This window comes from Streptomyces ossamyceticus, from assembly GCF_001418475.1.
GTDB lineage: Bacteria > Actinomycetota > Actinomycetes > Streptomycetales > Streptomycetaceae > Streptomyces > Streptomyces ossamyceticus.
The window spans coordinates 1-24,809 of record NZ_LIQX01000154.1 but is presented as its reverse complement, the minus strand read 5'-3'; the positions used below and the strand labels follow the sequence as shown (position 1 = coordinate 24,809).

Annotated in this window: 27 protein-coding genes, 1 tRNA gene and 2 pseudogenes; 25 read left to right on the top strand and 5 right to left on the bottom strand. The window is 66.7% G+C overall.

All coding sequences use genetic code 11. The annotated features are described in order from the left end of the window. The 3 genes from AOK15_RS13155 to AOK15_RS13145 form a co-directional block, all read left to right on the top strand. Positions 1-844: replication initiator (locus AOK15_RS13155; RefSeq protein WP_338059896.1), on the top strand; the 844-nt coding region annotated here is incomplete at its 5' end. After that, entirely contained in the window at positions 844-1,014 is a 171-nt protein-coding gene (locus AOK15_RS13150; RefSeq protein ID WP_055516136.1) for a helix-turn-helix transcriptional regulator, read from the top strand. The genes AOK15_RS13155 and AOK15_RS13150, both read left to right, overlap by 1 nt. Then, positions 1,011-2,420 carry a tyrosine-type recombinase/integrase gene (locus AOK15_RS13145; protein ID WP_055516134.1) on the top strand — a complete coding sequence of 470 codons (1,410 nt, stop codon included), beginning with the start codon at positions 1,011-1,013 and terminating at the stop codon, positions 2,418-2,420. The genes AOK15_RS13150 and AOK15_RS13145 overlap by 4 nt, the downstream gene beginning before the upstream one ends. A gap of 451 nt (positions 2,421-2,871) precedes the next feature. Here the strand turns inward: AOK15_RS13145 and AOK15_RS13140 are convergent, their stop codons facing one another. Both AOK15_RS13140 and AOK15_RS13135 read right to left on the bottom strand, forming a co-directional pair. After that, the gene (locus tag AOK15_RS13140; protein ID WP_055516132.1) at positions 2,872-3,432 is read right to left on the bottom strand and encodes a VapC50 family PIN domain-containing toxin; all 561 of its coding nucleotides are present in this window, start codon (positions 3,430-3,432) and stop codon (positions 2,872-2,874) included. Between the two features lie 3 nt (positions 3,433-3,435). Further along, positions 3,436-3,897, bottom strand: a complete 462-nt coding sequence (locus tag AOK15_RS13135; RefSeq protein WP_055516130.1) for a helix-turn-helix domain-containing protein — start codon at positions 3,895-3,897, stop codon at positions 3,436-3,438. A gap of 577 nt (positions 3,898-4,474) precedes the next feature. On the opposite strand from AOK15_RS13135, the gene AOK15_RS43880 reads away from it, so the two are divergent. Then, a complete protein-coding gene (locus tag AOK15_RS43880; RefSeq protein ID WP_107099398.1) occupies positions 4,475-5,779 on the top strand; it encodes a GNAT family N-acetyltransferase in 1,305 nt (434 codons plus the stop codon). A gap of 198 nt (positions 5,780-5,977) precedes the next feature. On the opposite strand, the gene AOK15_RS13125 is transcribed toward AOK15_RS43880, so the two are convergent. Further along, positions 5,978-6,472 carry a hypothetical protein gene (locus AOK15_RS13125; RefSeq protein ID WP_063798975.1) on the bottom strand — a complete coding sequence of 165 codons (495 nt, stop codon included), beginning with the start codon at positions 6,470-6,472 and terminating at the stop codon, positions 5,978-5,980. A gap of 751 nt (positions 6,473-7,223) precedes the next feature. On the opposite strand from AOK15_RS13125, the gene AOK15_RS13120 reads away from it, so the two are divergent. After that, on the top strand, positions 7,224-7,676 hold the full coding sequence (locus AOK15_RS13120) for a GntR family transcriptional regulator (RefSeq protein ID WP_055516124.1): 453 nt from the start codon (positions 7,224-7,226) through the stop codon (positions 7,674-7,676). Further along, on the top strand, positions 7,673-8,575 hold the full coding sequence (locus tag AOK15_RS13115) for a phosphotransferase enzyme family protein (protein ID WP_055516122.1): 903 nt from the start codon (positions 7,673-7,675) through the stop codon (positions 8,573-8,575). Before AOK15_RS13120 ends, AOK15_RS13115 begins: the two co-directional genes overlap by 4 nt. Positions 8,576-8,581: 6 nt before the next feature. On the opposite strand, the gene AOK15_RS13110 is transcribed toward AOK15_RS13115, so the two are convergent. Beyond that, positions 8,582-9,922 carry an NsdA family TPR-like regulatory protein gene (locus AOK15_RS13110; RefSeq protein WP_240508411.1) on the bottom strand — a complete coding sequence of 447 codons (1,341 nt, stop codon included), beginning with the start codon at positions 9,920-9,922 and terminating at the stop codon, positions 8,582-8,584. A 377-nt stretch (positions 9,923-10,299) separates the two neighbouring features. On the opposite strand from AOK15_RS13110, the gene AOK15_RS13105 reads away from it, so the two are divergent. The 17 genes and pseudogenes from AOK15_RS13105 (at position 10,300) to AOK15_RS44980 (ending at position 22,883) form a co-directional block, all read left to right on the top strand. Beyond that, on the top strand, positions 10,300-10,599 hold the full coding sequence (locus tag AOK15_RS13105) for a hypothetical protein (RefSeq protein ID WP_055516118.1): 300 nt from the start codon (positions 10,300-10,302) through the stop codon (positions 10,597-10,599). Further along, positions 10,596-11,045, top strand: a complete 450-nt coding sequence (locus tag AOK15_RS13100) for a Pycsar system effector family protein (protein WP_055516117.1) — start codon at positions 10,596-10,598, stop codon at positions 11,043-11,045. Before AOK15_RS13105 ends, AOK15_RS13100 begins: the two co-directional genes overlap by 4 nt. Then, positions 11,042-12,031 (top strand): DUF2637 domain-containing protein, encoded by a 990-nt coding sequence (locus AOK15_RS13095; protein WP_055516115.1) that lies wholly within the window; start codon positions 11,042-11,044, stop codon positions 12,029-12,031. The genes AOK15_RS13100 and AOK15_RS13095 overlap by 4 nt, the downstream gene beginning before the upstream one ends. Next, positions 12,028-12,678, top strand: a complete 651-nt coding sequence (locus AOK15_RS13090; protein ID WP_055516113.1) for a GGDEF domain-containing protein — start codon at positions 12,028-12,030, stop codon at positions 12,676-12,678. The genes AOK15_RS13095 and AOK15_RS13090 overlap by 4 nt, the downstream gene beginning before the upstream one ends. Beyond that, on the top strand, positions 12,675-13,376 hold the full coding sequence (locus AOK15_RS13085) for a DNA cytosine methyltransferase (protein WP_055516112.1): 702 nt from the start codon (positions 12,675-12,677) through the stop codon (positions 13,374-13,376). The genes AOK15_RS13090 and AOK15_RS13085 overlap by 4 nt, the downstream gene beginning before the upstream one ends. Next, positions 13,376-13,759, top strand: a complete 384-nt coding sequence (locus AOK15_RS13080) for an RRQRL motif-containing zinc-binding protein (protein WP_055516110.1) — start codon at positions 13,376-13,378, stop codon at positions 13,757-13,759. The genes AOK15_RS13085 and AOK15_RS13080 overlap by 1 nt, the downstream gene beginning before the upstream one ends. Before the next feature lie 80 nt (positions 13,760-13,839). Continuing rightward, positions 13,840-16,095 carry a P-loop NTPase family protein gene (locus AOK15_RS13075; RefSeq protein ID WP_055516108.1) on the top strand — a complete coding sequence of 752 codons (2,256 nt, stop codon included), beginning with the start codon at positions 13,840-13,842 and terminating at the stop codon, positions 16,093-16,095. A 140-nt stretch (positions 16,096-16,235) separates the two neighbouring features. Beyond that, entirely contained in the window at positions 16,236-16,487 is a 252-nt protein-coding gene (locus AOK15_RS13070) for a hypothetical protein (RefSeq protein ID WP_055516106.1), read from the top strand. A 35-nt stretch (positions 16,488-16,522) separates the two neighbouring features. Next, on the top strand, positions 16,523-16,711 hold the full coding sequence (locus AOK15_RS13065; protein ID WP_042167516.1) for a hypothetical protein: 189 nt from the start codon (positions 16,523-16,525) through the stop codon (positions 16,709-16,711). Between the two features lie 11 nt (positions 16,712-16,722). After that, positions 16,723-17,328 carry a hypothetical protein gene (locus AOK15_RS13060; RefSeq protein WP_055516104.1) on the top strand — a complete coding sequence of 202 codons (606 nt, stop codon included), beginning with the start codon at positions 16,723-16,725 and terminating at the stop codon, positions 17,326-17,328. Beyond that, positions 17,325-17,636: a hypothetical protein gene (locus AOK15_RS13055; protein WP_240508410.1), complete on the top strand. Its 312-nt coding sequence runs from the start codon at positions 17,325-17,327 to the stop codon at positions 17,634-17,636. The genes AOK15_RS13060 and AOK15_RS13055 overlap by 4 nt, the downstream gene beginning before the upstream one ends. 17 nt (positions 17,637-17,653) lie before the next feature. Beyond that, positions 17,654-18,046 carry a hypothetical protein gene (locus tag AOK15_RS13050; protein WP_055516102.1) on the top strand — a complete coding sequence of 131 codons (393 nt, stop codon included), beginning with the start codon at positions 17,654-17,656 and terminating at the stop codon, positions 18,044-18,046. An 89-nt stretch (positions 18,047-18,135) separates the two neighbouring features. Further along, positions 18,136-19,035, top strand: coding sequence for a bifunctional DNA primase/polymerase (locus AOK15_RS13045; protein ID WP_055516100.1), 900 nt, complete (start codon positions 18,136-18,138; stop codon positions 19,033-19,035). Then, on the top strand, positions 19,032-20,189 hold the full coding sequence (locus AOK15_RS13040) for an AAA family ATPase (protein ID WP_055516098.1): 1,158 nt from the start codon (positions 19,032-19,034) through the stop codon (positions 20,187-20,189). Before AOK15_RS13045 ends, AOK15_RS13040 begins: the two co-directional genes overlap by 4 nt. Continuing rightward, positions 20,186-20,380 (top strand): helix-turn-helix transcriptional regulator, encoded by a 195-nt coding sequence (locus tag AOK15_RS13035; protein WP_055516096.1) that lies wholly within the window; start codon positions 20,186-20,188, stop codon positions 20,378-20,380. The genes AOK15_RS13040 and AOK15_RS13035 overlap by 4 nt, the downstream gene beginning before the upstream one ends. After that, a pseudogene (locus AOK15_RS48780) lies at positions 20,377-21,841 on the top strand (tyrosine-type recombinase/integrase). Before AOK15_RS13035 ends, AOK15_RS48780 begins: the two are co-directional and overlap by 4 nt. Before the next feature lie 79 nt (positions 21,842-21,920). Then, the gene (locus AOK15_RS44980; protein WP_157870233.1) at positions 21,921-22,883 is read left to right on the top strand and encodes a hypothetical protein; all 963 of its coding nucleotides are present in this window, start codon (positions 21,921-21,923) and stop codon (positions 22,881-22,883) included. A 329-nt stretch (positions 22,884-23,212) separates the two neighbouring features. Here the strand turns inward: AOK15_RS44980 and AOK15_RS13025 are convergent. Continuing rightward, a tRNA-Arg gene (locus AOK15_RS13025) sits at positions 23,213-23,284 on the bottom strand. 194 nt (positions 23,285-23,478) lie between these two features. On the opposite strand from AOK15_RS13025, the gene AOK15_RS42040 reads away from it, so the two are divergent. Further along, positions 23,479-23,973, top strand: coding sequence for a response regulator (locus AOK15_RS42040; protein ID WP_240508409.1), 495 nt, complete (start codon positions 23,479-23,481; stop codon positions 23,971-23,973). A 305-nt stretch (positions 23,974-24,278) separates the two neighbouring features. Continuing rightward, positions 24,279-24,809 (top strand): annotated as a pseudogene (locus tag AOK15_RS13015) (ArgS-related anticodon-binding protein NrtL); the annotation flags it as partial.

The following is a 24,809-nucleotide window of genomic DNA, read 5'->3' as shown; positions in this document are numbered from 1 at the left end:
GGCCCGCTTCACCACCTACCTCCGCCAGCAACTCGCCTCCCGCGCGGGCCTCACCCGCACGGAACTCCGCCACAACCTCAAGGTCTCCTACGCCAAGGTCGCCGAGTACCAGCGACGCGGCGCCGTCCACTTCCACGCCGTCATCCGCCTCGACGGCCCGGAAGGCGCCGAGGACACCCCACCGCCCTGGGCCACGACCGAACTCCTCACCGACGCCATCCGCACGGCGGCCCGCCTCGCCGAGACCCCCGGCCCCGTCCTCGACGGACGCCCCTACGCCTTCCGGTTCGGCAAACAGCTCGACATTCGCCCCATCCGCTCGGCCGACTTCGCGGGCACCTCGGAGCTCTCTAGCCGCGCTGTCGCCGCCTACATCGCGAAGTACGCCACCAAGGGCGCCGAGACTGCCGGCACCCTCGACCGCCCCATCCGCAACCCGATCACCGACCTCATCGGCGCCCAGGTCACCGACCACGCCCGACAGCTGATCCTTACCTGCTGGCACCTCGGTGCCCTCCCCGAACTCGAAGACCTGCGGCTGCGCAAGTGGGCCCACATGCTCGGCTTCCGCGGCCACTTCTCCACCAAGTCCCGTGCCTACTCCGTCACCCTCGGCGCCCTCCGCCAGGAACGCGCCGACCACAACGAAGCCCTCACCCGCGCCCGCGCCGCCGAAGCAGGCCACCCCCTGCCCGACCCGGACACCGTCCTCGTCCTCTCCCACTGGCGCTTCGCCGGCACCGGGCTGACCGCTGCTGAGACCTGGTTCGCGACCTCGCGTCGGCCCGCAAGCGCCCCTGACACGGAAGGAGACTCGGCGTGGACCGCCGACGAGACGAACTGATGACCGTCCCACAGATCCTCTCCGAGCTGGGCGGAGTCTCCCGCCGCACCTTCTACCGCTGGCGCGAGCTGGGCCAGGCTCCGGAAGCGATCAAGCTTCCGAACGGTGAACTCCGCGTGTGGCGCAGTGACTTCACCGCATGGCTCCATGGTCTCGGGGAGGCGGCGTGAAGTCGCATGACGTGAAGGTATGGAGCATCCGGAAGCGGCCGTACAAGACGCCGTCCTACGACGTCCGATGGAAGGTCGGCGATGTTCCGCCGTTCTCCGAGACCTTCCGGACGAAGGCGCTCGCCGACAACTTCCGCGCGCAGCTTCTCCGGGCTGCTCAGAAGGGCGAGGCATTCGACACGGAAACCGGTCTGCCGGACTCCATGGCTCCTGCCAAACAGTCCCGCACCTGGTACGACTTCGCGCGGGCGTATGTCGCCATGAAGTGGCCGCATGCGGCTCCGAACTCGCGCGACAGCCTGAACGAGACCATGACCCTCGTCACGACTGAACTCCTGGGTGATCGCCCTGGGCGCCCGGCGGACAACGTCTTGCGCCGTGCTCTGCGAGGCTGGGCCTTCGTAGTCCAGGCCGGGGACGCGGATGAGCCCCCGGTGGACGTTGCGAACGCTCTTCGGTGGGTGGCCAAAGCCTCGCTGCCGCTGGCCATGCTCAAGAACCCGGCGGACATCCGTCGCGTCCTCGACTCGCTCAAACTCAGGCTTTCCGGGGAACCCGCGGCTGCCGAGACGGTGCGGCGCAAGCGCGCCGTCCTCTTCAACGCCCTCGCCTACGCGGTCGAACTGGGTGAGCTACCTGAGAACCCGGTCACGCTCGTGAAGTGGAAGCTGCCCAAGGTCACCAAGGAAGTAGACCGCCGGGTAGTCGTGAACCCGCAGCAAGCCCGAGACCTCCTCACTGCCGTCTCGTACGTCGGTGGCTACCGCCGGGCCCGTGGGCGCCGCCTCGTCGCGCTCTTCGCCTGCATGTACTTCGGTGGGCTTCGGCCGGCGGAAGCCGTGGCTCTGCGGCGCCCGGACTGCACGTTGCCGGAAACGGGATGGGGTTCGCTGATCCTTGAGAAGACGCGCCCGACCGTCGGAAAGCGCTGGACCGGAACTGGGGAAGTTCACGACAACCGGGGCCTCAAGAACCGTCCTGCGAACGAGACCCGCATCGTCCCCATCCCGCCTCGTCTCGTCCGCATCCTCCGCGACCACATCAATGAGTTCGGCACCGCCAAGGACGGCCGGATGTTCGCCAATGAACGCGGGGGAGTGGTCGCCTCCACCACCTACTGGCGTGTCTGGGACGAAGCGCGGCGCCTGGCGCTCACGCCGGAACAGGTGGCGTCCCCGCTGGCCGCTCGTCCCTACGACCTGAGGCACGCCGCGCTCTCCTCGTGGCTCAACGCCGGCGTGGACCCGACGGAGGTCGCGGAGCGCGCGGGCAACAGCGTCGAAGTGCTGCTGAGTCGGTACGCGAAGTGCCTCGATGGTCGTCAGGACGTCGCCAACCGTCGGATCTCCGAACTCCTCGGTGAGGACGACGACCAGGAGGGGGACGAGCCCAGCGACGGGCCCTGATCCCGACACACCTCCGACACGCGCGTCTGCGGCACGATGGCCCCTGGACTCCAGTCCAGGGGCCTCGGCGTTTTCCGGGGCTGACCTGCGGTTTCCTTCCCCGGGGCCAGTCCACGCATAGTCCACAGCACTCGACATACAGCCGCTCCGAGTGGCATACGGCTGCACAAACACGAAGACCCCGGCCTCAGCGTTTCCGCTGGTGACGGGGTCTTTGGGCACCTCATACAAGGTGCCCCCGGCAGGATTCGAACCTGCGCACACGGCTCCGGAGTGATTGTCTGGTTGTGCTCCTGTATGGCCTCTGACCTGCTATGGAGCCGGTCAAGGGATGGTCGGCAACGCAGTGTGTGTCGGAGGTGTGTCGCGTGCATAGGAGCCGAAGCCTGCTGGTGCCCGGAGACGTCCCTGCCCTGACCAGTCTGGCCAGGGCAGGGGCGTCAGAAGGTAGCTAGGTCAAGGCTCGTAGCGCCGCTACCGACGCCACCAGACCTTCTCGCTCCAGTGAATCGATCACGTCCGCGACCACTGCGTTCGGCGGGTTCTCCCAGGAATCCGCTATCTGCGTAAGCACCCCGTATACCAGCCGGGGAGAGAGGTCGACCTGCGCCTCGATGAAGGCGTCTGGATGGACGGCCTGTACATCCCACACAGACAGCTTCTCGGCGGGGAAGTCCTTCAGGTTGGATGTGACGATCACCTGTGCTTTTGCTTTGATGGCAGCGGCCAGGACGTGCCGGTCGTCGGGATCCGGCAGATCGAGTATGTCGATCAGCGGTTCGTGCCCCTTGACCAGCACATCCCGGATCGCCCCTGACATCAGCTCCCGCGTACGATCTAATTTCTTCGGATCCAGGTCAGGCCGATTCTTCTTTAGATTGCGGAAGGTCTCATCGAGGATCTGGTCCGTCCACTTCGCCTGTACAAGGCCTGCCTGCGCGACGCGAATGAGAACGTCGCGCAAGGTGCTCGGATACAGGACATTGGCGTCGTAGACGGCGACGAAAGCCATGGCCTAGATCATTCCCATCTCCTGGCCGAGCTGGGTGAGCTCATCAGCCACACCTCGGCGACGGTGGTCGTCCCTGCGCTGGTACTCCAGTAGGGACGACGCAGTGATTCTGCGGTGCGAGCCAACAGTCCGGTACTCAATCTCTCCGGCATCCAAGAGGCCGATGAGGAAGGGGCGAGACACGTTGAGCATGTCGGCTGCCTGTTGAGTAGTGAGCTCGGCATCGGACGGAACGATGGACACGGCCCGGCCGGCGCCAAGGTGCGCCAAGAGGGACGCGAGGAGCTCTACAGCCTCGCGAGGGAGGGCCAATGGCTCACGATCGCCTCCATCTTGAACGGTGACAGTGATCTGGGAAGCCTCTTGGTGCTCTGCCAGGTAGGCCCGGACCCTGGTGAGGGCATGGTTTGCAGTCTTCTGCTTGTCGTCTGGGAGTTTCACCGGACGAATATCGATCTTGGTCATTCGTGCGCCCCTAGAAGCCGTAGGTGGGCGCCAGTGATAGTCCGCCGTCGTTGGCGCGACGGTGGGCTGGCGTGACGGCTGTAGGCCCTGTCGTTTGTCGTTGGCGCGACGAACAGGGCCTACAGCCGCCATGGTGGCGGTGGTGGTGGTTCTGGGTCTTGGTGGTCAGCGCTGCCTTACCTATCGAAGTATCCGCAATATTCGAAACAAGCGCAACAGGTCTAGGGGTGATTTGCGACGGCTGACGCTGCCTGTGCCTCTGACCTGCAGCGAAGCCGGAGTGGGCAAGCGGTGACACAGCGTGCGGCGGAGGTGGTCGCGATAGCCGCTGGTAGGCAGGGGTGGATCGGAAGTCGCCTCCGGCTCCTGCGCCCATTGAGAGGTCGGCTTCGACGACGGGCTGTAACACCTTGGGGGCAACCCGTCTGTAACCGGACAGTCAGACAGAATCAGGATGCCGGCACCGAAGTGTGATTGAGCCGGTCAAGCGTTGTTCCAGGTCCGTGCCCTTCCCGACGCTTGCAGGGACAGGAATGATCGGTCTGACCGATCCGGCTAGAGCTATGGAGCAGAGTGCATGACCGAGCGGACCATCCACCTTGTCGCTGATGCGAGCAGCCGGGACGCACGGAAGATCCATGTCCGGCCCTCACGTCAGTTCGCCACCGTCCAGCTTGACCGAGACAGCTACGTCGATGCCGAATACTCACGGGGCGACGAAAGAGATCTGCCAGCAGACTACTTAGCAGCAGTCGACAGGGCGCGCGATGCGGCGATGAACCGGATTCGGTACGAGGGTTACCTGGGGGCCTTCTACTGGGGGAACGGCCCTCGTTGGATCGACTTGTGCGCTCGGTTTCGAGACGTCGAGGCTACGGTCGAAGCTTTGCGTGCCGCAGAGCTCCAACACGACTACAGCAAACTGCACGCCATCGCCGAGCGGCTCGCGCTGCCCGTCGATGAGTGGCTTGCTCCTGGTGAACGTGAGTTGATCCGCGGAGTCGACTTCGATTCGCCTCCCGGAGTGTTCCTGAAGTTCCTGCGAGCTCAGGCATCCAAGTCCGGCTTACGCCTCAACGGCCGGGCGACAGCTGGCAGCGTATGGGTTCGCCCCACACTGCCAGCGGCTCAGAAGCAGATTCGGGAGATGTTCCCCGAGCAGTATCCGGGGTGGGTAGACCGCTGGACCGGTTACGTCGACCTGGATGATGCACCCCTCCGGCCCTGGGTAGGAGGCGGTGGCGAGGACCTGAGCCGTGGAGCGATCCCAGTCCAGTTCCAGCAGTTGGAGACGCCGAGTAGTGACAAGTGCCCCTGCGGCATGCGCCTTCGGGATATCGGGGACGAAGATAAGGTCCACCGCGTGCATCATGCGTCCTGGGCCCTAGGCGTTCGAGTGCCGAAGGGACTTGACTGGTGGGGTGACCTGGCAGTTGTCACGACGCAGTCACCCATCTCGTGGCGGAGGTTGGCCCACCAAGTGGCGTGTCTGCCGCAGAGGGAGGACAGCTACGACTTTCCGTCGTGGTCCCACGTAGGTGAACCTGAAGCGTCTACGGACAACTACCGCGCCTATCTGTTGAAAGTAGACGAGCGCATCGTTGGCTACGTGGCCGCCCACGACACTAACGAACACCGCCGTTGGGATCTCGTCGACGGGTCTTCGTACGGGGTTGAGGATGCCACCCTGCGCCCTCGAATCGTCCTGATCTGGGTAGCGGATGTCTACAGGCATCGTGGCATTGGTGCCACGCTCGTACAGGCTCTCGCCACTGACTCTGGATGCAAGGTCTCGGATGTGTCCTGGTCGACTCCCGTAAGCCCCGCGGGCCGGCGCCTTGCTCGCCGTCTCTCACCCGATGGCATATGGGTCAGTTGGTGACAACACTCCGGAGCGCAATCCGTCTCCTACGCATTCGAGAGGTCGGCTCGCAGACGGGCTGCAACACCCAGAGAGTGTTACAGCGCCTGTGGCCGGACAGCCTGGACGGCAGCACTCTCTGCTGTTCAGACTGTTTATGCAGGTGAGAGGCTTAGTTGGACAGGTGGACAGCACTGAACGTAGTCCACCAGTGGGGTGCTAGCACAACACGTTGGGCGCGAACAGCGCGAGCGCCAGGGTGGTCAGCGCTGCTATGCCGAAGACGGACAGTCCCGTCATCCAAACCGGGAAGGCCCGGTACCGGGTCAGCAAACGGGGTGCTGGCGTCTGGTTCCGGCGCTGGGCCCACACTGGTCCGTGTACTGGATTGCCGAAATGGCGCTGCTCGTAGTCCGCGAGCCAGTGAGCATCAGTGACCTCGGCTTGTCGGTGCCGGGCCATCAGGTGTAGCGACAGCACACTCATCACTATGGCCAGAGCAGATGCGATGACGCGTGCGTATCTGCTGCTATCCGACCCCAGTGCGATGGTGAACAAGAATGCCTGGGCGGTCAGGCTCAATGCTGGCACCTGCCACAGCAGCGCATCCCACTGCATCCGACGGGCCGCCACGACCTGATACACCACGGCGTCCGCACTCGTCTGGGGTTCACTGCCTGGCGCCGGGCTGCCAGTGCTGTCGGAGTTCGTCATACGGCACTCCATCCAGAGGTTCATTTGTGCCGCCCCCCCGGTCAGCCGAAGCCGTTTCACGGATCTGACCGGGGGCAGGGCATCAGCATTGTCAGTCGGGCATCGTACGGTCTAACTAACCGGACTCATGGGGGTTAAATGCCGGAACGTGTGGGCGAGTTGAGATGGTTGTGGATCAAGTTAAGCAACCCAAGGGATGAAAGGTTCTTCCTGTACTACCCCAACGGCGGGGTTGCAGACGCCAGGGTTCTGCGGGTATGCGATCGGGGTGGTATCGAGCACGCGATCCTGATATGGAACATCTGCCATGAGTGCCGATGTGGTCTTATCGCGAAGATCTCGATGATCCCTGAATGGCAGAGGCAGGGCATGGGGCGCCGTCTCGTGCTGTGGGCCCTGCGGCAGGGGCCGGGCTACGAGTGGGTTACAACGAGCCAGTCCCCGGACGGCTGGCGCTTCTTCCCTGCCCTGGCGCGGGAGACCGGTGCAGCTCTTACGAGTAACGGGGAGACATGCGTGCATGTCGACCTGGTGAATCGGTCGTATCCCCGACCTCGACTCGTACGCGACGTCTGAGTGCATCCTCCCGGACCCGGACACCCCGGACAGCCTCTGTTCCGGCTGTCCGGGGTGTTTACGCAGGTGAGAGGCGTAACCGGACAGCCGGACAGGTGGGACACTAGGTGTCGGTCAGCCAGGCGAGTGGGACGCTGGTAGAGGAAGCCGCCACGTAATTGGAAGGGGAGGCCACGTGCCGCAGGCGAGTCCGCGAGGTACGTACTTGGAGGTCTCTGATTCTCTACGCCAGAAGATCAAGGGAGGCGAGATCACGGAGGCTCTGCCGTCTCAAGCACGGCTCATGAGCGATCACAGGGTCAGTCGCAGCACCATCGAGCGCGCCCTAGGAGTGCTCAAGAGCGAAGGATTGATCGAATCCGTCCAGGGCGCCGGCTGGTACGTGGTAGGCACCGGGGACCGACGTCCGTTGATCGAGAGGGTGACTGACCTCTTGAAGACTGAGGGGGTTAAGGTCGGCGACCGCTTCCCTACCGAGAAGGAGCTGTGCGAGCGGTTCGGCGCGTCACGAACCGCCGTTCGTTCCGCCATCGCGCAGATGGAGGGGCAGGGACTCATCGGTAAGGGCGCTGCGAAGGGGCGGGAAGTCCGAGCCTTGCCCGACGGGCGGAGGACTAGGACGGCATGACGACCACCGAGCGGGCCGAATTCGACGCGGATGCGGCAGCGAGTATCCTGCGCAAGGCATGCGAGATTTCCGACTTGGACCCAGACGGGATCGAGCTGCTGCGGTTCGGAGACCACGCGGTGTTCCGCGTGGACCATGGACGTATTGTCTCTCGGGTCGGCCGGAGCCCCGATCGGCTTACCTCCGTGCGCAGAGAAGTCGCCGTGGCGCGATGGCTGGCTGCTGAGAATTATCCGGCGGCTCGACTCGTCACATCGGCCAAACAGCCGGTTGTCATCGAGGGGCACCCCGTGACGTTCTGGGAAGGGCTCGCTGACGGAGACAAGTACGCAAGTACAGGCGAGATGGGTGTTTTGCTAAGGCGCCTTCACGACTTGAGGCCGCCGCATTTCTCTCTACCGCCCCTGAAGCCTTTCGATAAGGTTGCACAGCGTTTGGAGCAGGCTGTAATTCCGCAGACTACTCGCGAATTTCTCCGATCCATGGCCGACGATTTGTCTACCGAGTACAGTGAGCTTCAGTTCGCGCTTCCGGCCGGTCATCTGCACGGAGACTTCAACGTTGGCAACGTCCTTCATGATGGGACCGGCAACCCCAAAGTTATCGACCTGGACGGTTTTGCCACGGGGCCGCGTGAGTGGGACCTTATGCAGACGGCCATGTACTATGACAGCTTTGGTTGGCACACAGAGGCTGAGTACACTGATTTCGTCGCCGGGTATGGGTTCGATGTGCGGGAGTGGGCTGGATACTCCATCCTCCGGAGTGTCCGGGAACTGCTGATGGTCACTTGGCTTTCGCAGAACGCGGGCACCGATCGACGTGCGGCCGAGGAAATTGAGAAGCGAGTGGAAAGCCTGCGCTCAGGCGGCTCTCGCCGAGACTGGGCGCCTTTCTAAGGCACCTTAGGTGGTCTGGTGCCAGAGACGGAAGCCACGGGCCTGTTCCTGGAATTCGCGGAACTCCGTGGCCCGCCTCATCCCGTCCGAGACTCGCCCTCTGAACTCGCGCACGTACTGAACACAGCGTGCCGACTTCAAGCCCTCGCCAAGTCGCAGCGCACTCAGCGCGAACTCAAAACCACGGCCTATCTCGCCGTGGATGAGGTAGGACTCGGCCTGCACCATGGTCGCAAAGAAGTCACTTCGGTTGTTGAGGCCATCGCCGAAAATGGAGCCTGCACCGCGCTCCGTTGCTTCGATCGAGCGCCCCAGATCACGGAAGCAATGGCCTATCTCGGCTGCGAGTTCCACCTCATCGAAGTAGGCGATGTATGGCGGATCGCTGTCGATTGTCCTTTGGCTGAGCTTGCGTTCTGCCTCTGCAAGAGCGAGGTCACAGCCGCGCCCGTCTCCGAGGCGGGCGAGAGCCCGCGCTTCCATCGCGATGTGATGCGCCGCCATCGTTGGTCCCAGGCTGCCGGCCGGGCCTGCGTATGCAGCGCGGGCGAGAGTCGCGGCATCCCGGTACCGCCCCAGGAACGTCGCCTGATGGCTCATCGCAGAGAGAATGCTGCTGCCGAGAAGCCTGTCACCGGCCGTCTGTGACATGCGAAGACCCTGGATAAAGTAGCGCTGCGCTATGCCATGCAATCCGCTGTCGTACGACATGAATCCGGCGAGCAAGAGCGCTTCGGCGACAGCAGAGTGAAGCTGCCTGCCCACGACATCGGAATATGTCCCGTGCAACATAGGTCGCACGTCCGTGTGTAGGTATTGAATCAGCGCTCTCCGGGCATGGCCACCCCCGAACTTCCCGTCAAGCATGCTGAACGCATCGGTGGTTGAGCGCACCATTTCCACGTCTACGGCGCCGACCGCCCGATTGCCCTGTCGCGTCAGTTCGCCGTCCGGAGGTGCCACGATCCAGCGCAGGGATGCAGCGCTCCAAGCCTCTGAATCGGGCAATGCCCGGACCAGCGTCTCGGCGTCGGCCAGGTCGGCGCGCCAAAGGTCGGTCACGGTCTTGGCTGTGCTCTCCGGTTTGTCCGCGAAGTCAAGTCCCAACTCCGGTTTGATCGCCGACACTGCCGCTTCGCCCATCCCTGTGTCATCGATCGTGACGTGACGCCCCAACTTGCGCCCGATCGCGTCGGCGATGAACTGCGGCATGCTGCCGCGCGGGATGGAACCCTTGAGCCATCTGGTCACGTACGTGTGGTCACAGGTGATCTCCTCGCCTGACCGAGCGGCGGAGGCGACCACGGCGCGGGCAAGCGACTTGTGCGAGAAGTCGGCTTCCTGCATGAGCACGGCCAGCCTTGCGTTCCGGTCTGCCATCGCACCCCCGAGAGTGGCCGTAGTACCAGCTTGACTCAACGTCACTCTACGCAGGTCAGCTACGGGGTGCAGAGGGTTTGCACTTGGGGGTGCACGAGTGCACCCCCAAGTGCACGCTCCCCAACTCTCCTCTCTTTGGCGAGGGTTGAGTCATCACCGCGCGGCAGGCCAGCGGTCCGGGGTTCAAAGACAGAGCGCTTGACGACCCGGAACCGATCTGCCAACGTGAGTGGTAGGTAATACACACCACGCTTCAAGGTGTGGCATTGCCGTGGCGTTGGGACTCCCCAGCAAGGTCGCCCACCGCCGCGGTTCTCCCTGCCCATCGATTCAGGAGAACGTCCATGCGCACGTACATCGGTCATCAACAGGCCGTATCCGTAGAGGACTTCGTGGAACTCGCCCTTGGCACCCCGGTTGAGCTATGGCTCGGGGCCGAGGGCGAGACGGAGGAGGAGCGCGCGGCCCGTCTGGACGCGGCGCGCGACATCCTGGCCGACCCCGAGTACAGCAACCTGCCGGACGACGTGGCCCGTATCGCCGCTGAGGTGATCGAGGCGCACGCGCCGGATCTGTTTAACGTCGTTCCGTTGGCGCGCCCGACCGGGCGCCGCCGGTCGTCCCGGAAGGGGGCGGCGGCATGAGCACCCCGGAGACAAAGCTGGCGGCCGCGCACGCTGAGGTGAAGGCCGAGATCGCGCGGACCGACAACAAGACCGCTCTGTTGCTGGCGTTCGTCGGCGCGGTGCTGGCCGGGGCCTGGACGGTCGCCAAGGATATGCCGCTGAACACCGCTTCCTATGTGGTGGGCGGCGCGGGCATGGCGCTGTTGGTCGCTGCGGCGGGTCTGCTGCTGCGGGCGGTGCGCCCGAACCTGCGCGGCCGGCACGGCTTCCCGCTGTGGGCGACTCTCACGGCTGAGGAGATCACCGCCCAGCTGCACGAGAGCCGTCTCAGCACGGACATCGCGGGTCTTTCCCGCCTCGCGGTGGCCAAGTTCAGGGGTCTGCGCCGTGCGGTTGACCTCATCTGCGCAGGTGGCGCGCTGCTCATCCTTGCGGCCCTGATCGTGGCCGGGGGTGCGGCATGACGACGATGCAGAGCACTGAGCGTCTGGCGGTGCCGCCGCTGACGCGACCGGAGATTGGGCTCGCCGGACTGGGCGCGCTCGCCGCGGCCGGGGTCGGGGCCCTGGGCCTGATCGCTTCGTTCGACGCGGTCTCCTCTGCTGCCGCCCGATGGGGTTTCGGTGAGCCGTGGATGTTGCCGGTCGGGATCGACGTGGCCATTCCGGTGTTCACCGTGGCCAACCTGCTGTTGATCCGTATGGACATGGCGCTTGCCTGGGTGCGGTTCGTGCCCTGGGCGCTGACGCTGATCACGTGCGGGCTGAACGTCGCCGCTGGTGAGTCGCTGTGGGCGAAGGTGGCACACGGCACGATGCCGCTGCTGTGGGTGGTGTTCTCCGAGATCGGCGCGCACATCTACGCCGTGCGGATCGGCGCCGCGACCGGCCGGCGGATGGAGAAGGTGCGGTTCTCCCGGTGGATGCTGGCCCCGCTGTCGACGTTCGGTCTGTGGCGCCGGATGACATTGTGGGAGATCACGTCCTACTCCGAGGCGCTGAAGCGGGAGCGTGAGCGGCAGTTGGCCCGTGCCCGGCTCCGTGAGGAGCACGGTCGGCGGTGGCGGTCGAAGACTCCGCGCCCGGAACGCGTGCTGCTGAAGCTGGGTGAGCTTGCCCCGGCGAGCGAGGACGTTCCGCCCGTGCCGCCGAAGGAGACGGAGAAGCCGAAGCCAGAGGCGCCCAAGCCGCCGCGCAAGCGCCCGGCCAGCACCAAGGGCAAGGCGACGAAGGCGCCGCGGACCCCGGCGGAACTGCTCACCGAGGCACGCGATGCTACGGCCGACTGGACGGACGACGCGATCAACGCGGAAGCCATCCGCACCACGCTGCACTGCTCTGCCGCGAACTCCCGTGTCCTGCGTGACCTGCTGCTGAACGAGCGGGCTGAGGGGCGCCGCCTGCACTCCGTCGATGGCGATGACGAAGGCACCGAGGGGGCGGCGGCATGAACACCCTGATGACTATGCTGGCCGCGGCGGCTCCGGTCGCCTCCGGCTGGACGGCCCACACGCTGTGGCTGCGGCGGCGCCTGACCGTCGCCCGTCGTGACCCGCTGACGGGGCTGCGGACGCGCGAGGCATTCACCCGCCGTGCCACTGCCCTGTTGAGGGATCCGCGCGCGGTGGTGGTGCTGGCCGACGTCGACAAGTTCAAGCAGATCAACGACACCTTCGGGCACGCGGCCGGGGACGCGTTGTTGAGGGCGACTGCGGACCGGCTCGCCCACCACGTCGGCCGGTCCGGGGTGGCGGGGAGGCTCGGGGGCGATGAGTTCGCCGCTGTCCTGATTGATGACCACGGCACTGCCGGAGACATGCTCGCCGTGCTGCACGGCGTGCTCGCTCGCCCGGTCGACGGCCAGGACCCCGCCGTACACACCACGGTCTCTCTCGGCTGGGTGCGTGCCGCCGACTTCCCCGACGACGACCTGTCCGCGCTGCTGCGCCGTGCGGATGAGGCGATGTACGCGGCCAAGCAGGCGCGCGCCGGTACTCGCCGGGCGGGGTTGGGTCGGCTGTTCGCCACGGTCACCGGGCGGCGCGCTGGCCGTACAGGCGCCCGCGCGGACGCGCCGGTCGTGGGGGTGGCAGCATGAACCGGCCCCGTCTGCTGGACCTCTTCTCCTGCGCCGGCGGCGCAGCGGTCGGCTACCACCGCGCAGGGTTCGCCGTAGACGGTGCGGACATCACCGAGCGGCCCAACTACCCCTTCCCTTACCAGCGTGGTGACGCCCTCGAATACCTCGCAGGGCTGATCAGCTCCGGCCGCATCCGCCGGTACGCGTTGGTGCATGCCTCACCGCCCTGCCAGGACAAGTGCGCGCTCACCGTGGGCACGAACCGGTCCCAGGGCTGGGGCGGCGCACACAACGACCTCGTGGCACCCACGCGGGAGCTGTTGGACGCCACCGGCCTGCCGTATGTGATCGAGCAACCCAACGGCCGGGCCAAGATCCGCAAGGACTTGTCCCTGTGCGGCGAGATGTTCGGGCTTGGGGTGCTGCGCCACCGCAACTTCGAGTTGGGTCGCTGGACCGTGGCTCAACCGGCTCACCCGCGCCACCGCGGATACGTGCGTGGCTACCGGCACGGCGTCTACCGCGACGGGCCGTATGTGGCCGCGTACGGCAACGGCGGCGGCAAGGCCACGGTTCCGGAGATGCAGCAGGCGATGTGCATCACGTGGACCGACGTCCGCGAGGAACTCACCGAGGCCATCCCACCCGCATACAGCGAATGGATCGGCCGGCGCTTCCTCGCCGCCGCAGGTCAGAACCGGGCGGTGGCCGCCTGATGTCCACCTACGCCAAGTGCTTCGACCCTTCCGGTACACGGTTCGGCATCCCCACCTACCCGTGGCGGTTCGCCCCGGACGGCTACGCCACCCGCCGACAGCTGCGAGAGAAGGGCCTTCGGCCAGGCGGACAGCCGGTCGCCGCGCAGGTGATGCGCCGCCACCGGGGCCGCAAGTCTGGCGTCCAGGTCGCCTACCTCTACCGCATCGACTGCGCGAAACCGGTCCGGCCGATGACCTCGCGCAAGTGGGGCGCGCTCGCCCTGGCGATGCTCGCCCGCCGCACCTGCCCGCAGTGCCGATTCACCTACAGCTACTGCATCCCGACCTCGCTCGGGATGTGCGTCCCCTGTGCCTACCCCGAAGAACAGCGCGCCGCCTGACCCGCTCAGCACGGGGCCCGGTCTCAACCGACCAAAGCAGCGGCCGGGCCCCGCATCCCTTCCGAAAGAAGGAACCCCAAGTGAAGCACCCCGACGACGACAACGAACTGTTCAACAGGCTCGAAGCCGAGATGGCCACCGACTCCAAGGGCGACGTGGTCGACCTCGACAAGGCACGATCGGCCCGCACCGAAGCGGCCGACCCCACCTCCGACGCGTCGCCCGACTCCGCGCCCGACCAGCCAGCCGATTCGAAGCCGACCGAGTCGGCCGACCCGAGCGAGGGGGAGTCGGACGACTCCGGCCCGACTCTGGTCGACCGCCCGGCACCGACTCGGTCGGGCCCCGGTCTGATCGACCGCATCCGCGACTCCAAGCGGCTGGACATCATCCCGGTGTGGATGAAGTCGAGCGCGGAGTTCAAGGACGCGATGGGCTGGCTGGCCGGGCACGTCTGGCACACCATCGCCTTCCACGCGGTCCGCGTGCCGTTCCTGTACATGCCCAAGCTCATCTGGCGCTCCCCGAACGGCCTGGTCAACACCCTGGGCAGGATCGGCCGTTGGGCGGTCGACGCAGAGGGCGAGCCGCTCCGGCAGGCGGAGGCGCGCCGCGAGAACTCCGAGCTGTACCTGAAGCTGTCCCGGCAGCGCGACCGCCGGGTACGCCTGCGGATGCTCATCACAATCCTTGGCGGACTGTCCGCCCTGGTGATGGGCCTCTTCCTGGTGTTCGGGGCGGAGCTGATGACACAGGTCATCGCCGCCGCGGTCACCGTGCTGACGCTGGGCTGGCTGGGCGCGCCGGCGGATGCGCCTCTTGCTACCCGCGCGGTCATCAAGACCGAGGTACAGAAGCTCACCAGCGACATCGTGGTCAAGGCCATGGCCTCCATCGGTATCGGGCAGATCGCATCGGCGGTCGCCAAGGGACAGGACGGCATCCGGTTCGTCGCCCCGATCACCCGCGAGGGTCCGGGCTGGCGCGCGGACATCGACTTGCCGTTGGGCGTGACCGTCGCGGACGTGGCCGACCGGCGCGCCCGGCTCGCCTCCGGCCTGCGTCGCCCGCTGGGCTGCGTGTGGCCCGACGCCGACCCCAACGAGCACGAGGGGCGACTCATCCTGTGGGTAGGGGACAGGGACCTGTCCAAGACCGGCACTGTGAAGTGGGCTCTCGCCAACGTCCGCAAGCACGACATCTTCAAGCGCGTCCCGTTCGGCATCGACCCGCGCGGCCGGGCCCAGTCGGTGCCGATGATCCAGCACAACATCCTGGTCGGCTCGCTGCCCGGCCAGGGCAAGACCGCCTCCGTGCGCGTGCTGGCCTGCGGCGCCGCCCTGGACCCGAGCGTGGAACTGTGGCTGCACGAGAACAAGGGCACCGGTGACCTGGACTCCCTCGAATGCGTCAGCCACCGGTTCGTCTCTGGCATCGACGACGACTCGATCCGGTACGCGGCCGACTCCCTGAAGCTGCTGCGCGAGGAAGTCATGCGCCGGGCCGCGGCCATCAAGAAGCTCCCGCGGGACCTGTGCCCGGACAAGCGCGTCACCCGCGCCATCGCCGACAAGCGCTCGCTGAAGCTGTGGCCGCTGGTCGGCGTGTTCGACGAGTGCCAGAACCTGTTCGCCCACCCCAAGTACGGCAAACAGGCTGGTGACGACGCCGAGTTCATCATCAAGCTCGGTCGCGCCCTCGGCGTGATCCTCGTTCTGGCCACGCAGCGCCCGGACAAGGACTCCCTCCCGACCGGCATCAGCGGCAACGTCTCCATCCGCTTCGCTCTCAAGGTCGCCGGACAGGTCGAGAACGACATGATCCTCGGTACGAGCGCGTACAAGAACGGCGTGCGCGCCACGTCGTTCCGCCCGGAGATCGACGCCGGTAACGGCTACCTCGCCGGCGCCACCGCGCTCCCGGTCGTGGTCCGCACCGCCTACCTGGACGACCCGGCCACCAACGCCATCGCTCAGCGCGCGCTCGCCCTGCGCAAGGCCGAAGGAACCCTGTCCGGACACGCCCTCGGGGAAGACACGGACAGCCCGTCGGGCCCGTCGTACGACCTGCTTGCCGACGTGGCCGCAGTCGTTCCGCCGTCGGAGAAGCGCGTATGGAACGAGCGGATCGCCGCCAGGCTCGCCGAACTGCGCCCCGAGGTCTACGGCGGCTGGAAGGGCGAGAACGTCACCAGCGCCCTCAAGCCGCACGGCATCAAGACCACCGGCGTGGCCGGGACGACCGACGACGGAGAGCGCACCACCCGCCGCGGCATCGTCCGCGACGACCTCACGAAGGCAATTGCGGAGCGTGACGAAAACCGAGGCGCCGCCTAGCCCCGCCGGACCGCTACCGGTAGCGGGCTCACCTGCTACCGGTAGCACCCCCGCTAGCACCCCACATAGCACCTGATCTGCCATCTAGCGCATAGCACCCCACCTGCGAAAACCCCGGAAACCCCGAGAAAGGGCCCCCGATGACCCCCATCGCCCTTGCTATCGCCTGCCTGATGCTCGTCACGTTCAGTTACAGCGCTCTGTGTGCGGCCAGCCCGTTCGGCACCTGCCGCACGTGCAACGGCTTCGGCTTCGCCACCACCACCGACCGCAAGGGACGCCCCAAGCGAGGCAAGAACTGCCGCCGCTGCAAGGCCACCGGCAAGCGCATACGCGCCGGGCGCTGGCTCTTCAACCGAGCCCAGCGGATCTACCGCGAAGGCATCAACTGACCACCCGCACACACCACTCGAAGGAGGCTCCGCCCGTGGCCGTCACCGTCTCGCTCGTGGCCCTGTTCGGACTCGTCCTGTTCTTCCTGCTGCGCTCCAAGTCCCTCGGCTACGGCTCCGCGTTCACCGCCGCCGCCTTCGGCTTCTTCCTCGCCTCCACCGGCGCATCCGGCCCCATCAACGAACTCACCGCCGCCGTCATCGACGCCATCCAGAGTCTCTGAGGAGTCCGGCCATGAACGAACAGATCATCGCCCGGCACTGGCTCGCCATCATCGCGCCCAAGGCGGCGCCCGCCATCGCCACATCCACCGTGCTCATCCTGGCCCGCATCTGGAACGCCAACGGCGCCGAACACTCCCTCGGCAACGCCGCGCTCATGACCGTGCTGTCCCTCGGAGCCGCGGCGGCCGGCGCCTGCGCCTCCCTCGGTCGCTCCGGTGACGGCGTGCTCGCCGGGACCGCGTTCGCCGCCTCCGGCGGGCTCGCCCTGGCCGGGGTCGCCGGATACGCCGACGGGATCTCGCTGCCGCTGCTGCTGTGGGCGCTCGCCACCGCGATCACGTACGGGCTCGCCGCCCGGTACTGGCGCACCGACCGTCGCGACACCGTCGCCTACGAGCGGCACGTGAGCGACCGCCGTGAGGAACGCGCCCACATCGAACGCGTCGAAACCCTCCGCGCCACCACGCAGATCGAGGTGGCCCGCACGGGCGCCGCCTACGCCGAACAACTCGCTCAGGCACTCGTCACTCGCGCCACGCTCCCCGGCTTCGACCTCACCGCACTGGAAACCGCCGGGCTGCCCGAACTGCCCAGCGCCGAGAGAAAGTCCGTATGAACTGCCGCACGCTGCCCCGACTGCGTATTCAGCGCGCCACCCTGCCGCGCCCGGCGCTGATCCTCACCGACACGCCCCGCCCCGACTGCCCGAACTGCGACGGGGTTGGCGGCATCGAGCACGACTACGGCGACTACGACACCGGCGAGTACGCGGGTACCGACTGGGAGCCCTGCGAGTGCTGGAACGAACACTGCCGCTGGGTCCTGCTGCCCCTGCCGAGCCTGCCCCGCTGGTTCCCCCGGCGCCGCGGCACCATCCCCGACCCGTGGGCCGCCAACGGTTACAGCGACGAACCGCCCTTCTGACCCTGAGAGGAACATCCATGACCAGCCGCAACATCGAGCCGAACGAGTGCCCGCGTAAGGCCGCTGAGGCGGTGCGTGCCTTCAACCACGCCACCCAGCGCACGCGCGACCGCCGTCCCGGCATCGCCTACCCCGGCACCGTGTACCGCGCCATCGGCGCCTTCGGGACCCTCGCGCACCGGCTGCCGCAGGCTTTCGACCAGATCGGCACCGCCCTGGCCGATCTCTACACGGCCGGACACCTCACCGCCGACCACGGCACCCCCACCGAACACGCGCTCGCCGTCTCCGAGGCCCTACGCGAGGCGGAGACGCACGCCACCGCCATGGCCGAAGCCCTGGAACGCGCCCACAGCGCCTCCAGCCCTCTCGGCTACTCCGGCCCGATCGACGACACCGACGACCTGTAGCAACGCCGCGGCGGCGGGACTCCCCAGCAAGGTCGCCCGCCGCCGCGGTTCTCCCTGCCCGTCCGAAGACAGAACAGGAGATCACCAGCATGCCGTACCCGGACGGCTCTGCCCAGCTCACCGCCGCGCTTGACGCAGCGTCGCGAGACTGGCACGTCTTCCCCCTCCGGCCCGGAGACAAGCGCCCCGCCATCTCTGCGTGGGAGCAGCGGGCCACCACGGACCCGGACCGCATCACCCGGTGTTGGACGCACGCCCCCTACAACGTCGGTATCGCCACCGGCCCGTCCTGCCTGATCGTCATCGACCTGGACAGGCCCAAGCACTCCGACGACACCCCGCCGGCGGAATGGGCCGCGCACGGTGTCACCGACGGCGCCGATGTGCTCGCCGTACTCTGTGCCCGCCACGGCCAGCCGTTCCCCGGCAACACCTACACGGTGCGCACTTGGAGCGGCGGGACGCACATGTACTTCGCCACCCCCGAGGGTGAGCCCCTGCGCAACACTGCGGGAGACAGCGCCCGCGGGTTGGGCTGGAAGGTCGACACGCGCGCCGTCGGCGGACTGGTGGTCGGCGCGGGCAGCACCTTCGATGGGCACCCCTACAAGGTCGTCCACAACGTGCCCGTGGCGCAGCTGCCGGGCTGGCTCGCCGAACTGCTGCGCCCGGCTCCGCTGCCCCCGCAGCGACCCGTCACGGTCGCCCTCGGAGGCCACGGGCGGCGCACGGCGTTCCTGAACGCCGCGGTCAACGGCGAGTTGGCCCGCGTGACCAACTCCGGTGAGAACGAGCACAACACCAGCCTTTACCTCGCGTCCGTCGCCCTCGGACAGCTGGTAGCCGGGGGAGAGCTGAGCGAGGCAGACGTGACCGGTTGGCTTTTGTCCGCCGGGCTTCGTGTCGGCCAGGGCGAGCGCGAGGCACAGCGCACCATCGCCTCCGGCCTGCGAGCCGGAGCACGACGCCCCCGGACGGTCGCCGCATGAGCGCCAACCCCATCCCGCCCCTGCACCTGTACTCCGTGCCCAGCGACCCTCAACCGGCCCGTCCGGCGCCGCCGAAGCGGGAGCGCCCCCGGACCGCATGGACAGCCGATCAGCTCATGGCCGCCAACTTCCCCGAGCCGAAATGGGCCGTGCCCGGCATCCTCGCCGAAGGCGTCAGTGTGCTCGCCGGACCGCCCAAGGTCGGGAAGTCCTGGCTCTCCCTCGGTCTGGGCCTGTCGGTCGCGGCCGGAGGCAACGCGTTCGACTCCGTGCCCGTCCAGGGCGGACCTGTGCTTTACCTCGCCCTCGAAGACACCCCGCGCCGTCTCCAGACCCGCATGGGCAAGCTCTTGGGCGGACAGCCAGCCCCCGCCGGGCTCACCCTGGTCACCGAATGCCCGCCCTTCCCCCAGGGCGGCATGGAAGCCGTCGCCCAGTGGTTGGAGCGCAACCCCGACGCGCGCATGGTCGTGATCGACGTGTTCGCCAAGATGCGCGGACAATCCCCGGCAGGGGTGTCGGCGTACGACGCGGACTATGTCGCAGTCGGCTATGCCAAGCGGCTCGCCGACCACTACGGCGTGGCCGTTGTCCTTGTGCACCACGTGCGCAAGGCAGGCTCCGAGGACTTCCTCACCGAGGTCTCCGGCACCAACGGCATCGCCGGAGCCGCTGACGCCACACTCGTGCTGAAGCGCGCCCGCGGACAGGCAGACGGCATCCTGCACGTCACCGGCCGCGACGTTGACGAAGCCGAGTACGCCCTCAGCTTCCAACCCGCCTCCGGAGCCTGGCACCTGTTGGACGGACCGGTCACCGACCACACCGTCAGCGACACCCGCGCCACGATCCTGCGTTACGTCCGCGCCCACCCCGGCGCCAGGCCCAAGGACATGGCGGGCGAACTGCCGAACGTCGACCTCGACACGATCCGCCGCACCTGCAACCGCATGGCCGACGCCGGACAGCTCACCAAGGACCCCGGCGGCCGGTACTACCCGGACACCGAGACCCGGACAGAGGGCGCCCAAGAGGTGTCCGCACTGTCCGGCTGTCCGGTTACCCCCTCTGACCAGTACGAACACCCCGGACAGTCGGAATTGGAGCTGTCCGGCCTGTCCGGTGCGGACGAAGGCGAAGGGATCGCGGGATGAGCGCCCGTACACAGGACGAAAAGCTGACCGTCAAGGAGGTCATCGCCGATCTGAAGGTTGCCCCGTCGACCTTCTACCGGTGGCGCCAGCTCGGTAAGGGGCCCCGCTCGATCAAGCTCCCGAACGGCGACGTGCGGATCCGACGGTCCGAGTACGAACGTTGGCTTACGGAGCGGGAGGACGCTGCGTGAGCGCCGAGAACGACACCCCTGCCGGGCGCCCTCGTGGGTCGGCCCGGCCGGGCTACTCCTTCGACGTCAAGCTGTGGAAGGTGTCCAGGACCGGGCGCAAGTCCCGCCCGTGGCGCCTCCGGTGGGTGGTCGCCGGACAGGTGCACGGCGACACGTTCACCACGTCTGCTCTCGCGGAGAGCCGACGGTCCGAGCTGTGGCAGGCCATGAACCGACGCGGTGAAGCGTTCGAGATTGAATCGGGGCTACCTGAGTCCGAGGTGCGTGCGGCGGCTGAAGCTGCCGAAGCAGCGGACGCCGAGCCGCCGTTGCGGTGGTTCGAGTTCTGCCGGAAGTACGTGGCCGGGCGGTGGCGAACGGGCGCGGCCAAGACCCGTGAGGGCATGGCGGACGGCCTTGCGGCCGTGACGCTCGCCATGGTCAAGCGCGGAGACAGCGTTCCCGGCGACGAGACCCTTCGGCTTGCCTTCAGGTGGGGGGTCGTGCCCGCAAACGCTGGGGAGGAACCGCCGGCCGAACTCAAGGCCGCGTACGACTGGATCACCACGACCGACCGGCCGTTGGGTGACTTGGCCGACCCCGAGGTGTTCGAAGACGTGCTGTACCGCCTCAGCTACAAGCTGGACGGCACCCCAGCCGCGAGCGATACGTACAAGCGGCGCCGCCGCGCTTTGAACACCGCCCTCGAACACGCCGTCGTTGCGGGGGACCTCCCGGAGAACCCGCTTCAGCGCGCCCGCCGCAAGCATGTCGGCTCGAACGACGTGGTGGACCGCCGTGTCCTCGTGAACGCCGTACAGGCACGTCAGTTGCTCACGGCTGTCTCGTACGTCGGATCGTGGGATCGCTGCCGTGGGCGCCGCCTGGTGGCCTTCTACGCGGTCTTGTACTACGCGGGCCTGCGGCCCGCTGAAGCGGTCGGACTGAGGCGGTCGGACTGCCACCTGCCGGAGATGGGTTGGGGCACGCTGACGTTGCGGGAGACGCGTCCAGTTTCCGGCAAGCAGTGGACGGACTCCGGGGAGCGGCACGACCGCCGGGGACTGAAGGCGCGGGGGGGCGTCCTCGGACCGGCCGGTCCCCATCCCGCCTGTCCTGGTCGCGATCCTCCGTGCCCACCTGAAGGAGTTCGGGACCGCCAAGGAGGGGCGCGTGTTCGGGAACGAGCGTGGGGGAGTCGTCGGCTCGTCGACGTACTGGCGCATATGGGAGGAGGCGCGGGAGTACGCCCTGCCGCCGGAGCGTGTCGAGTCGCCGTTGGGCGGTCGCCCGTACGACCTGCGGCACGCGTGCATCACGCGGTGGTTGAACGCGGGGGTCCCGATTGCTGAGGTGGCCCGGCGGGTTGGCAACTCTCCGGAAGTGATCCACCGCCGGTATCACGGCTGCATCGATGGCCATGAGGAAGCCGCCAACGCGAAGATCACAAAGGCGCTGGAAGAGGAGGGTGACGCAGTGTAGGGCGCCGTATGCCCCGGGGGCGGACCAGCGGTGTACTCTCTTTGGCTCAACCCTGCCATGATCCGGTTCACTTCGTGGAATGAAAAGAACCATGACAGCACCGGGTGGTCCCCCCGAGGGTAGTAATGGATTTTTCGCCGACGTCACCAATGTATTGGGTCTCCTCGTTGCTGGCTTCGTTGGCGCGCTAAACCTGTTTGGCCTGCGGAGTGGGGAGTTGTCGGCCATTTTGCGCAACGCGCCAGCCAGTGCCACTCTCCTTGCCGTCTTGATGATGGTTGCATTGGCTGCCGCGCTGGCGTCCCTTTTCTTTCCGCAGGACAAAAAGATGCCAACCCTTAGCGCTTGGGGTTTGTTCGCGCTCTCGCTATCGGTTGGTTCCTTTGTAATTGCCTCCACGCCTGTGTCAGGTGTCACCGAGGGCTGGGTTTCCGATGTCAGCTACAACGTAGGCTCCGCGCTGGCTGTTGCGGCAGTTTTTTTGATTCTGTGTGGCTACAAGCGTGGGGTTAGGTCGGGATTGCCGTGGAAGCTCGTGCTGATCACCATTTCAATCATCGTTCTCTCAACCGCTGTACTGGCAGCTGGGAGGGTGGAAACGCAGAGCCAGGTGAATGCCACCTACCCGCAACTTGCGGCCGACATTAAAGTTGATGAGGGGGTGGGTGAGCTCTCTTTGCGGATCGAAGCATCGAAAATGAAGAACGGTGATCAGATTTCTTTTTTTGTGCAAGGATATCCTCGCAAACCTCCAATGGAGGAAGCTTGCGGGGGTAAAGGGCATGAAGGCCCGTGCGTCACAGGGCTCTGCCAGGACCACGAGGATAATGACCCGTGTAGTCACATTGGGACTGGGGTAATTAATCCGGATGCGCTCGGCCAAGCCAAGCAGACGATTTCCACGTCCTTCTTGGCTCGAAATTACCAACTTTTGGTGATTGAGGCTACTGTTTGTGAAATTGGAAAAGCGGGTGGCGATCTGTCGAAGTGTGATTGGACCAAGAAGAGGGCGATTCTCTACCTTAATGTGGCTGATGCGTGACTTTCAGTTCAAGCGCGCACGATCCCTTGACGGGTGAACTTCGACTGCGACGCTCGCGCTCGCTGCGTTCTGCACGTCAGTCGTCACCTGCGTTGACCTCGGACCTGAGGCGCGAGTAGGGCGTTAGCTGGGCTGCCCAGTGCTGGACGTATGCACTCCGTCGATCCCGCAACGCTGAGTGCCTCTGGAAGTGCTGAAGGTGTGTCGGAGGTGTGTCGCGAACAGTGAGAGGCAACGAGAGAGAGCGGGAGTCAGTGAGACTGACTCCCGCTCTCTCATGTAGGCATCCGCACAGGTCAGAGCATGATTCTTGCTGGCTGACTGGCGAGTGCCCCCGGCAGGATTCGAACCTGCGCACACGGCTCCGGAGGCCGTTGCTCTATCCCCTGAGCTACGGGGGCGTGTCGGGCGCCTTGTTTGGCGGCGACGGGTAGAACCCTACCAGCTCTCCGAGGGAGATCATGAACGGTTTTCGGTGGGCTGAGGGAGGGGTTGAGCTGGGGGAGGTTGCCCGCAGGGGGCGGAAGTGGGGAAAACCCGGACGCGGCGGTGCGTGCGGACCTACTCTCGAGTTGTGCCAGGCGTGTCCGGTCGGGTGCTTGTTGTGGACGACAACAAGGTCATCCGGCAGCTGATCAGGGTCAACCTCGAGCTGGAGGGCTTCGAGGTGGTGACCGCGGCCGATGGTGCCGAGTGTCTGGACGTCGTTCACCAGGTTCGCCCCGACGTGATCACCCTCGACGTCGTGATGCCCCGGCTCGACGGTCTCCGTACCGCCGCCCGGCTCCGCAGTGACTCCCGTACCCAGCGGTTGCCCCTCGCCATCGTCAGTGCCTGTACCCAGTACGAGGTCGAGGCCGGGCTCGACGTCGGTGTCGACGCGTTCCTCGCCAAGCCCTTCGAGCCCAACGAACTCGTCGCCCTTGTCAGGCAGTTGGTCGAGCGGGGGGAGTCCGATCCCTCCCTTCGGTTCGGCAATGACACCGCCGCGGGGGCCAACGCCAGCGCTCCGGCCGGCGGCACGACCGGTGGGGGTAGGGGTATGGGTGGGGGTGAGGGCGCTGAGTGTGCCGGACGGTCCGGTGGCTGACTGTCGGCTCGGCAAGCGTCGTCGTTCCTTCTGTCCTGCGTCTCGGTCTGCTTGACCGCTTCTTCGTCGGCCCTCGGCCCTCGGCCTTGTTCCCGACCTCGCTTCCGCGTCGACTTGAGCCTGGTCCCCTTCTAGCTCGACGAACCTGTGCGGCCCGGGCCGAGGACGGCCCTCCGCTCCCGCCCTCAGGTCCGTCCCTCCGCGCAGCCGCGTCGCCCGCCCAGCCATCCATGGTTGTCCACATCCCGGACCACACCGGAAACCTGCTCGCATACCCACCCCCCTCCTCCCATACGCTTGTCCCCGTGACCCCCATCGAGCTCTCCCGCACCGTGTTGCACGCGGTGCGTCGTGCTGTCGATCAAGGGGAGCTGAGCGTGGCCGTGCCCGCACGGGCGGTCGTCACCCCGCCCGGGCCCGGCGGCAGTGGGGACTACGCCACCAACATCGCCCTGCAACTGGCCCGGCCAGCCGGGCGGCCGCCGCTGCAGGTCGCCGAGATCCTGCGGCCCCACCTCTGCCGCACCGAAGGTGTCGCCGCCGTCGAGATCACCGGGCCCGGGTTCCTCAACATCCACCTCGACCGGAACGCCGTCGCCTCCCTTGTGCGGGACGTCCTCGAACGGCGGGATCACGACCTTCCCTACGGCCACAGCGACGCCCTCGCCGGGCAGGTTCTCCGGCTGCGCATCCCGTACGACATCCGCGCGGAGGTCGTCGCCGACGCGGTGGGGCGGATCGTCGCGAGCCAGGGGGGCCGTGTCGAGGTCCATCACGTCAGGCCGCAGGTCACGACCCCGACGGTGGACCCTTATGCGCCAGGGGCGCCAGGGGCG

What these genes read in the sequence shown, in the direction of transcription:
- AOK15_RS13150 (WP_055516136.1), top strand. Translation starts at nt 844, where the DNA reads ATGACCGTCCCACAGATCCTCTCCGAGCTGGGCGGAGTCTCCCGCCGC.
- AOK15_RS13140 (WP_055516132.1), bottom strand. Translation starts at nt 3,432, where the DNA reads ATGGCTTTCGTCGCCGTCTACGACGCCAATGTCCTGTATCCGAGCACC.
- AOK15_RS13135 (WP_055516130.1), bottom strand. Translation starts at nt 3,897, where the DNA reads ATGACCAAGATCGATATTCGTCCGGTGAAACTCCCAGACGACAAGCAG.
- AOK15_RS43880 (WP_107099398.1), top strand. Translation starts at nt 4,475, where the DNA reads ATGACCGAGCGGACCATCCACCTTGTCGCTGATGCGAGCAGCCGGGAC.
- AOK15_RS13125 (WP_063798975.1), bottom strand. Translation starts at nt 6,472, where the DNA reads ATGACGAACTCCGACAGCACTGGCAGCCCGGCGCCAGGCAGTGAACCC.
- AOK15_RS13115 (WP_055516122.1), top strand. Translation starts at nt 7,673, where the DNA reads ATGACGACCACCGAGCGGGCCGAATTCGACGCGGATGCGGCAGCGAGT.
- AOK15_RS13110 (WP_240508411.1), bottom strand. Translation starts at nt 9,922, where the DNA reads ATGCAGGAAGCCGACTTCTCGCACAAGTCGCTTGCCCGCGCCGTGGTC.
- AOK15_RS13105 (WP_055516118.1), top strand. Translation starts at nt 10,300, where the DNA reads ATGCGCACGTACATCGGTCATCAACAGGCCGTATCCGTAGAGGACTTC.
- AOK15_RS13100 (WP_055516117.1), top strand. Translation starts at nt 10,596, where the DNA reads ATGAGCACCCCGGAGACAAAGCTGGCGGCCGCGCACGCTGAGGTGAAG.
- AOK15_RS13095 (WP_055516115.1), top strand. Translation starts at nt 11,042, where the DNA reads ATGACGACGATGCAGAGCACTGAGCGTCTGGCGGTGCCGCCGCTGACG.
- AOK15_RS13090 (WP_055516113.1), top strand. Translation starts at nt 12,028, where the DNA reads ATGAACACCCTGATGACTATGCTGGCCGCGGCGGCTCCGGTCGCCTCC.
- AOK15_RS13085 (WP_055516112.1), top strand. Translation starts at nt 12,675, where the DNA reads ATGAACCGGCCCCGTCTGCTGGACCTCTTCTCCTGCGCCGGCGGCGCA.
- AOK15_RS13080 (WP_055516110.1), top strand. Translation starts at nt 13,376, where the DNA reads ATGTCCACCTACGCCAAGTGCTTCGACCCTTCCGGTACACGGTTCGGC.
- AOK15_RS13070 (WP_055516106.1), top strand. Translation starts at nt 16,236, where the DNA reads ATGACCCCCATCGCCCTTGCTATCGCCTGCCTGATGCTCGTCACGTTC.
- AOK15_RS13060 (WP_055516104.1), top strand. Translation starts at nt 16,723, where the DNA reads ATGAACGAACAGATCATCGCCCGGCACTGGCTCGCCATCATCGCGCCC.
- AOK15_RS13055 (WP_240508410.1), top strand. Translation starts at nt 17,325, where the DNA reads ATGAACTGCCGCACGCTGCCCCGACTGCGTATTCAGCGCGCCACCCTG.
- AOK15_RS13050 (WP_055516102.1), top strand. Translation starts at nt 17,654, where the DNA reads ATGACCAGCCGCAACATCGAGCCGAACGAGTGCCCGCGTAAGGCCGCT.
- AOK15_RS13045 (WP_055516100.1), top strand. Translation starts at nt 18,136, where the DNA reads ATGCCGTACCCGGACGGCTCTGCCCAGCTCACCGCCGCGCTTGACGCA.
- AOK15_RS13040 (WP_055516098.1), top strand. Translation starts at nt 19,032, where the DNA reads ATGAGCGCCAACCCCATCCCGCCCCTGCACCTGTACTCCGTGCCCAGC.
- AOK15_RS13035 (WP_055516096.1), top strand. Translation starts at nt 20,186, where the DNA reads ATGAGCGCCCGTACACAGGACGAAAAGCTGACCGTCAAGGAGGTCATC.
- AOK15_RS44980 (WP_157870233.1), top strand. Translation starts at nt 21,921, where the DNA reads ATGAAAAGAACCATGACAGCACCGGGTGGTCCCCCCGAGGGTAGTAAT.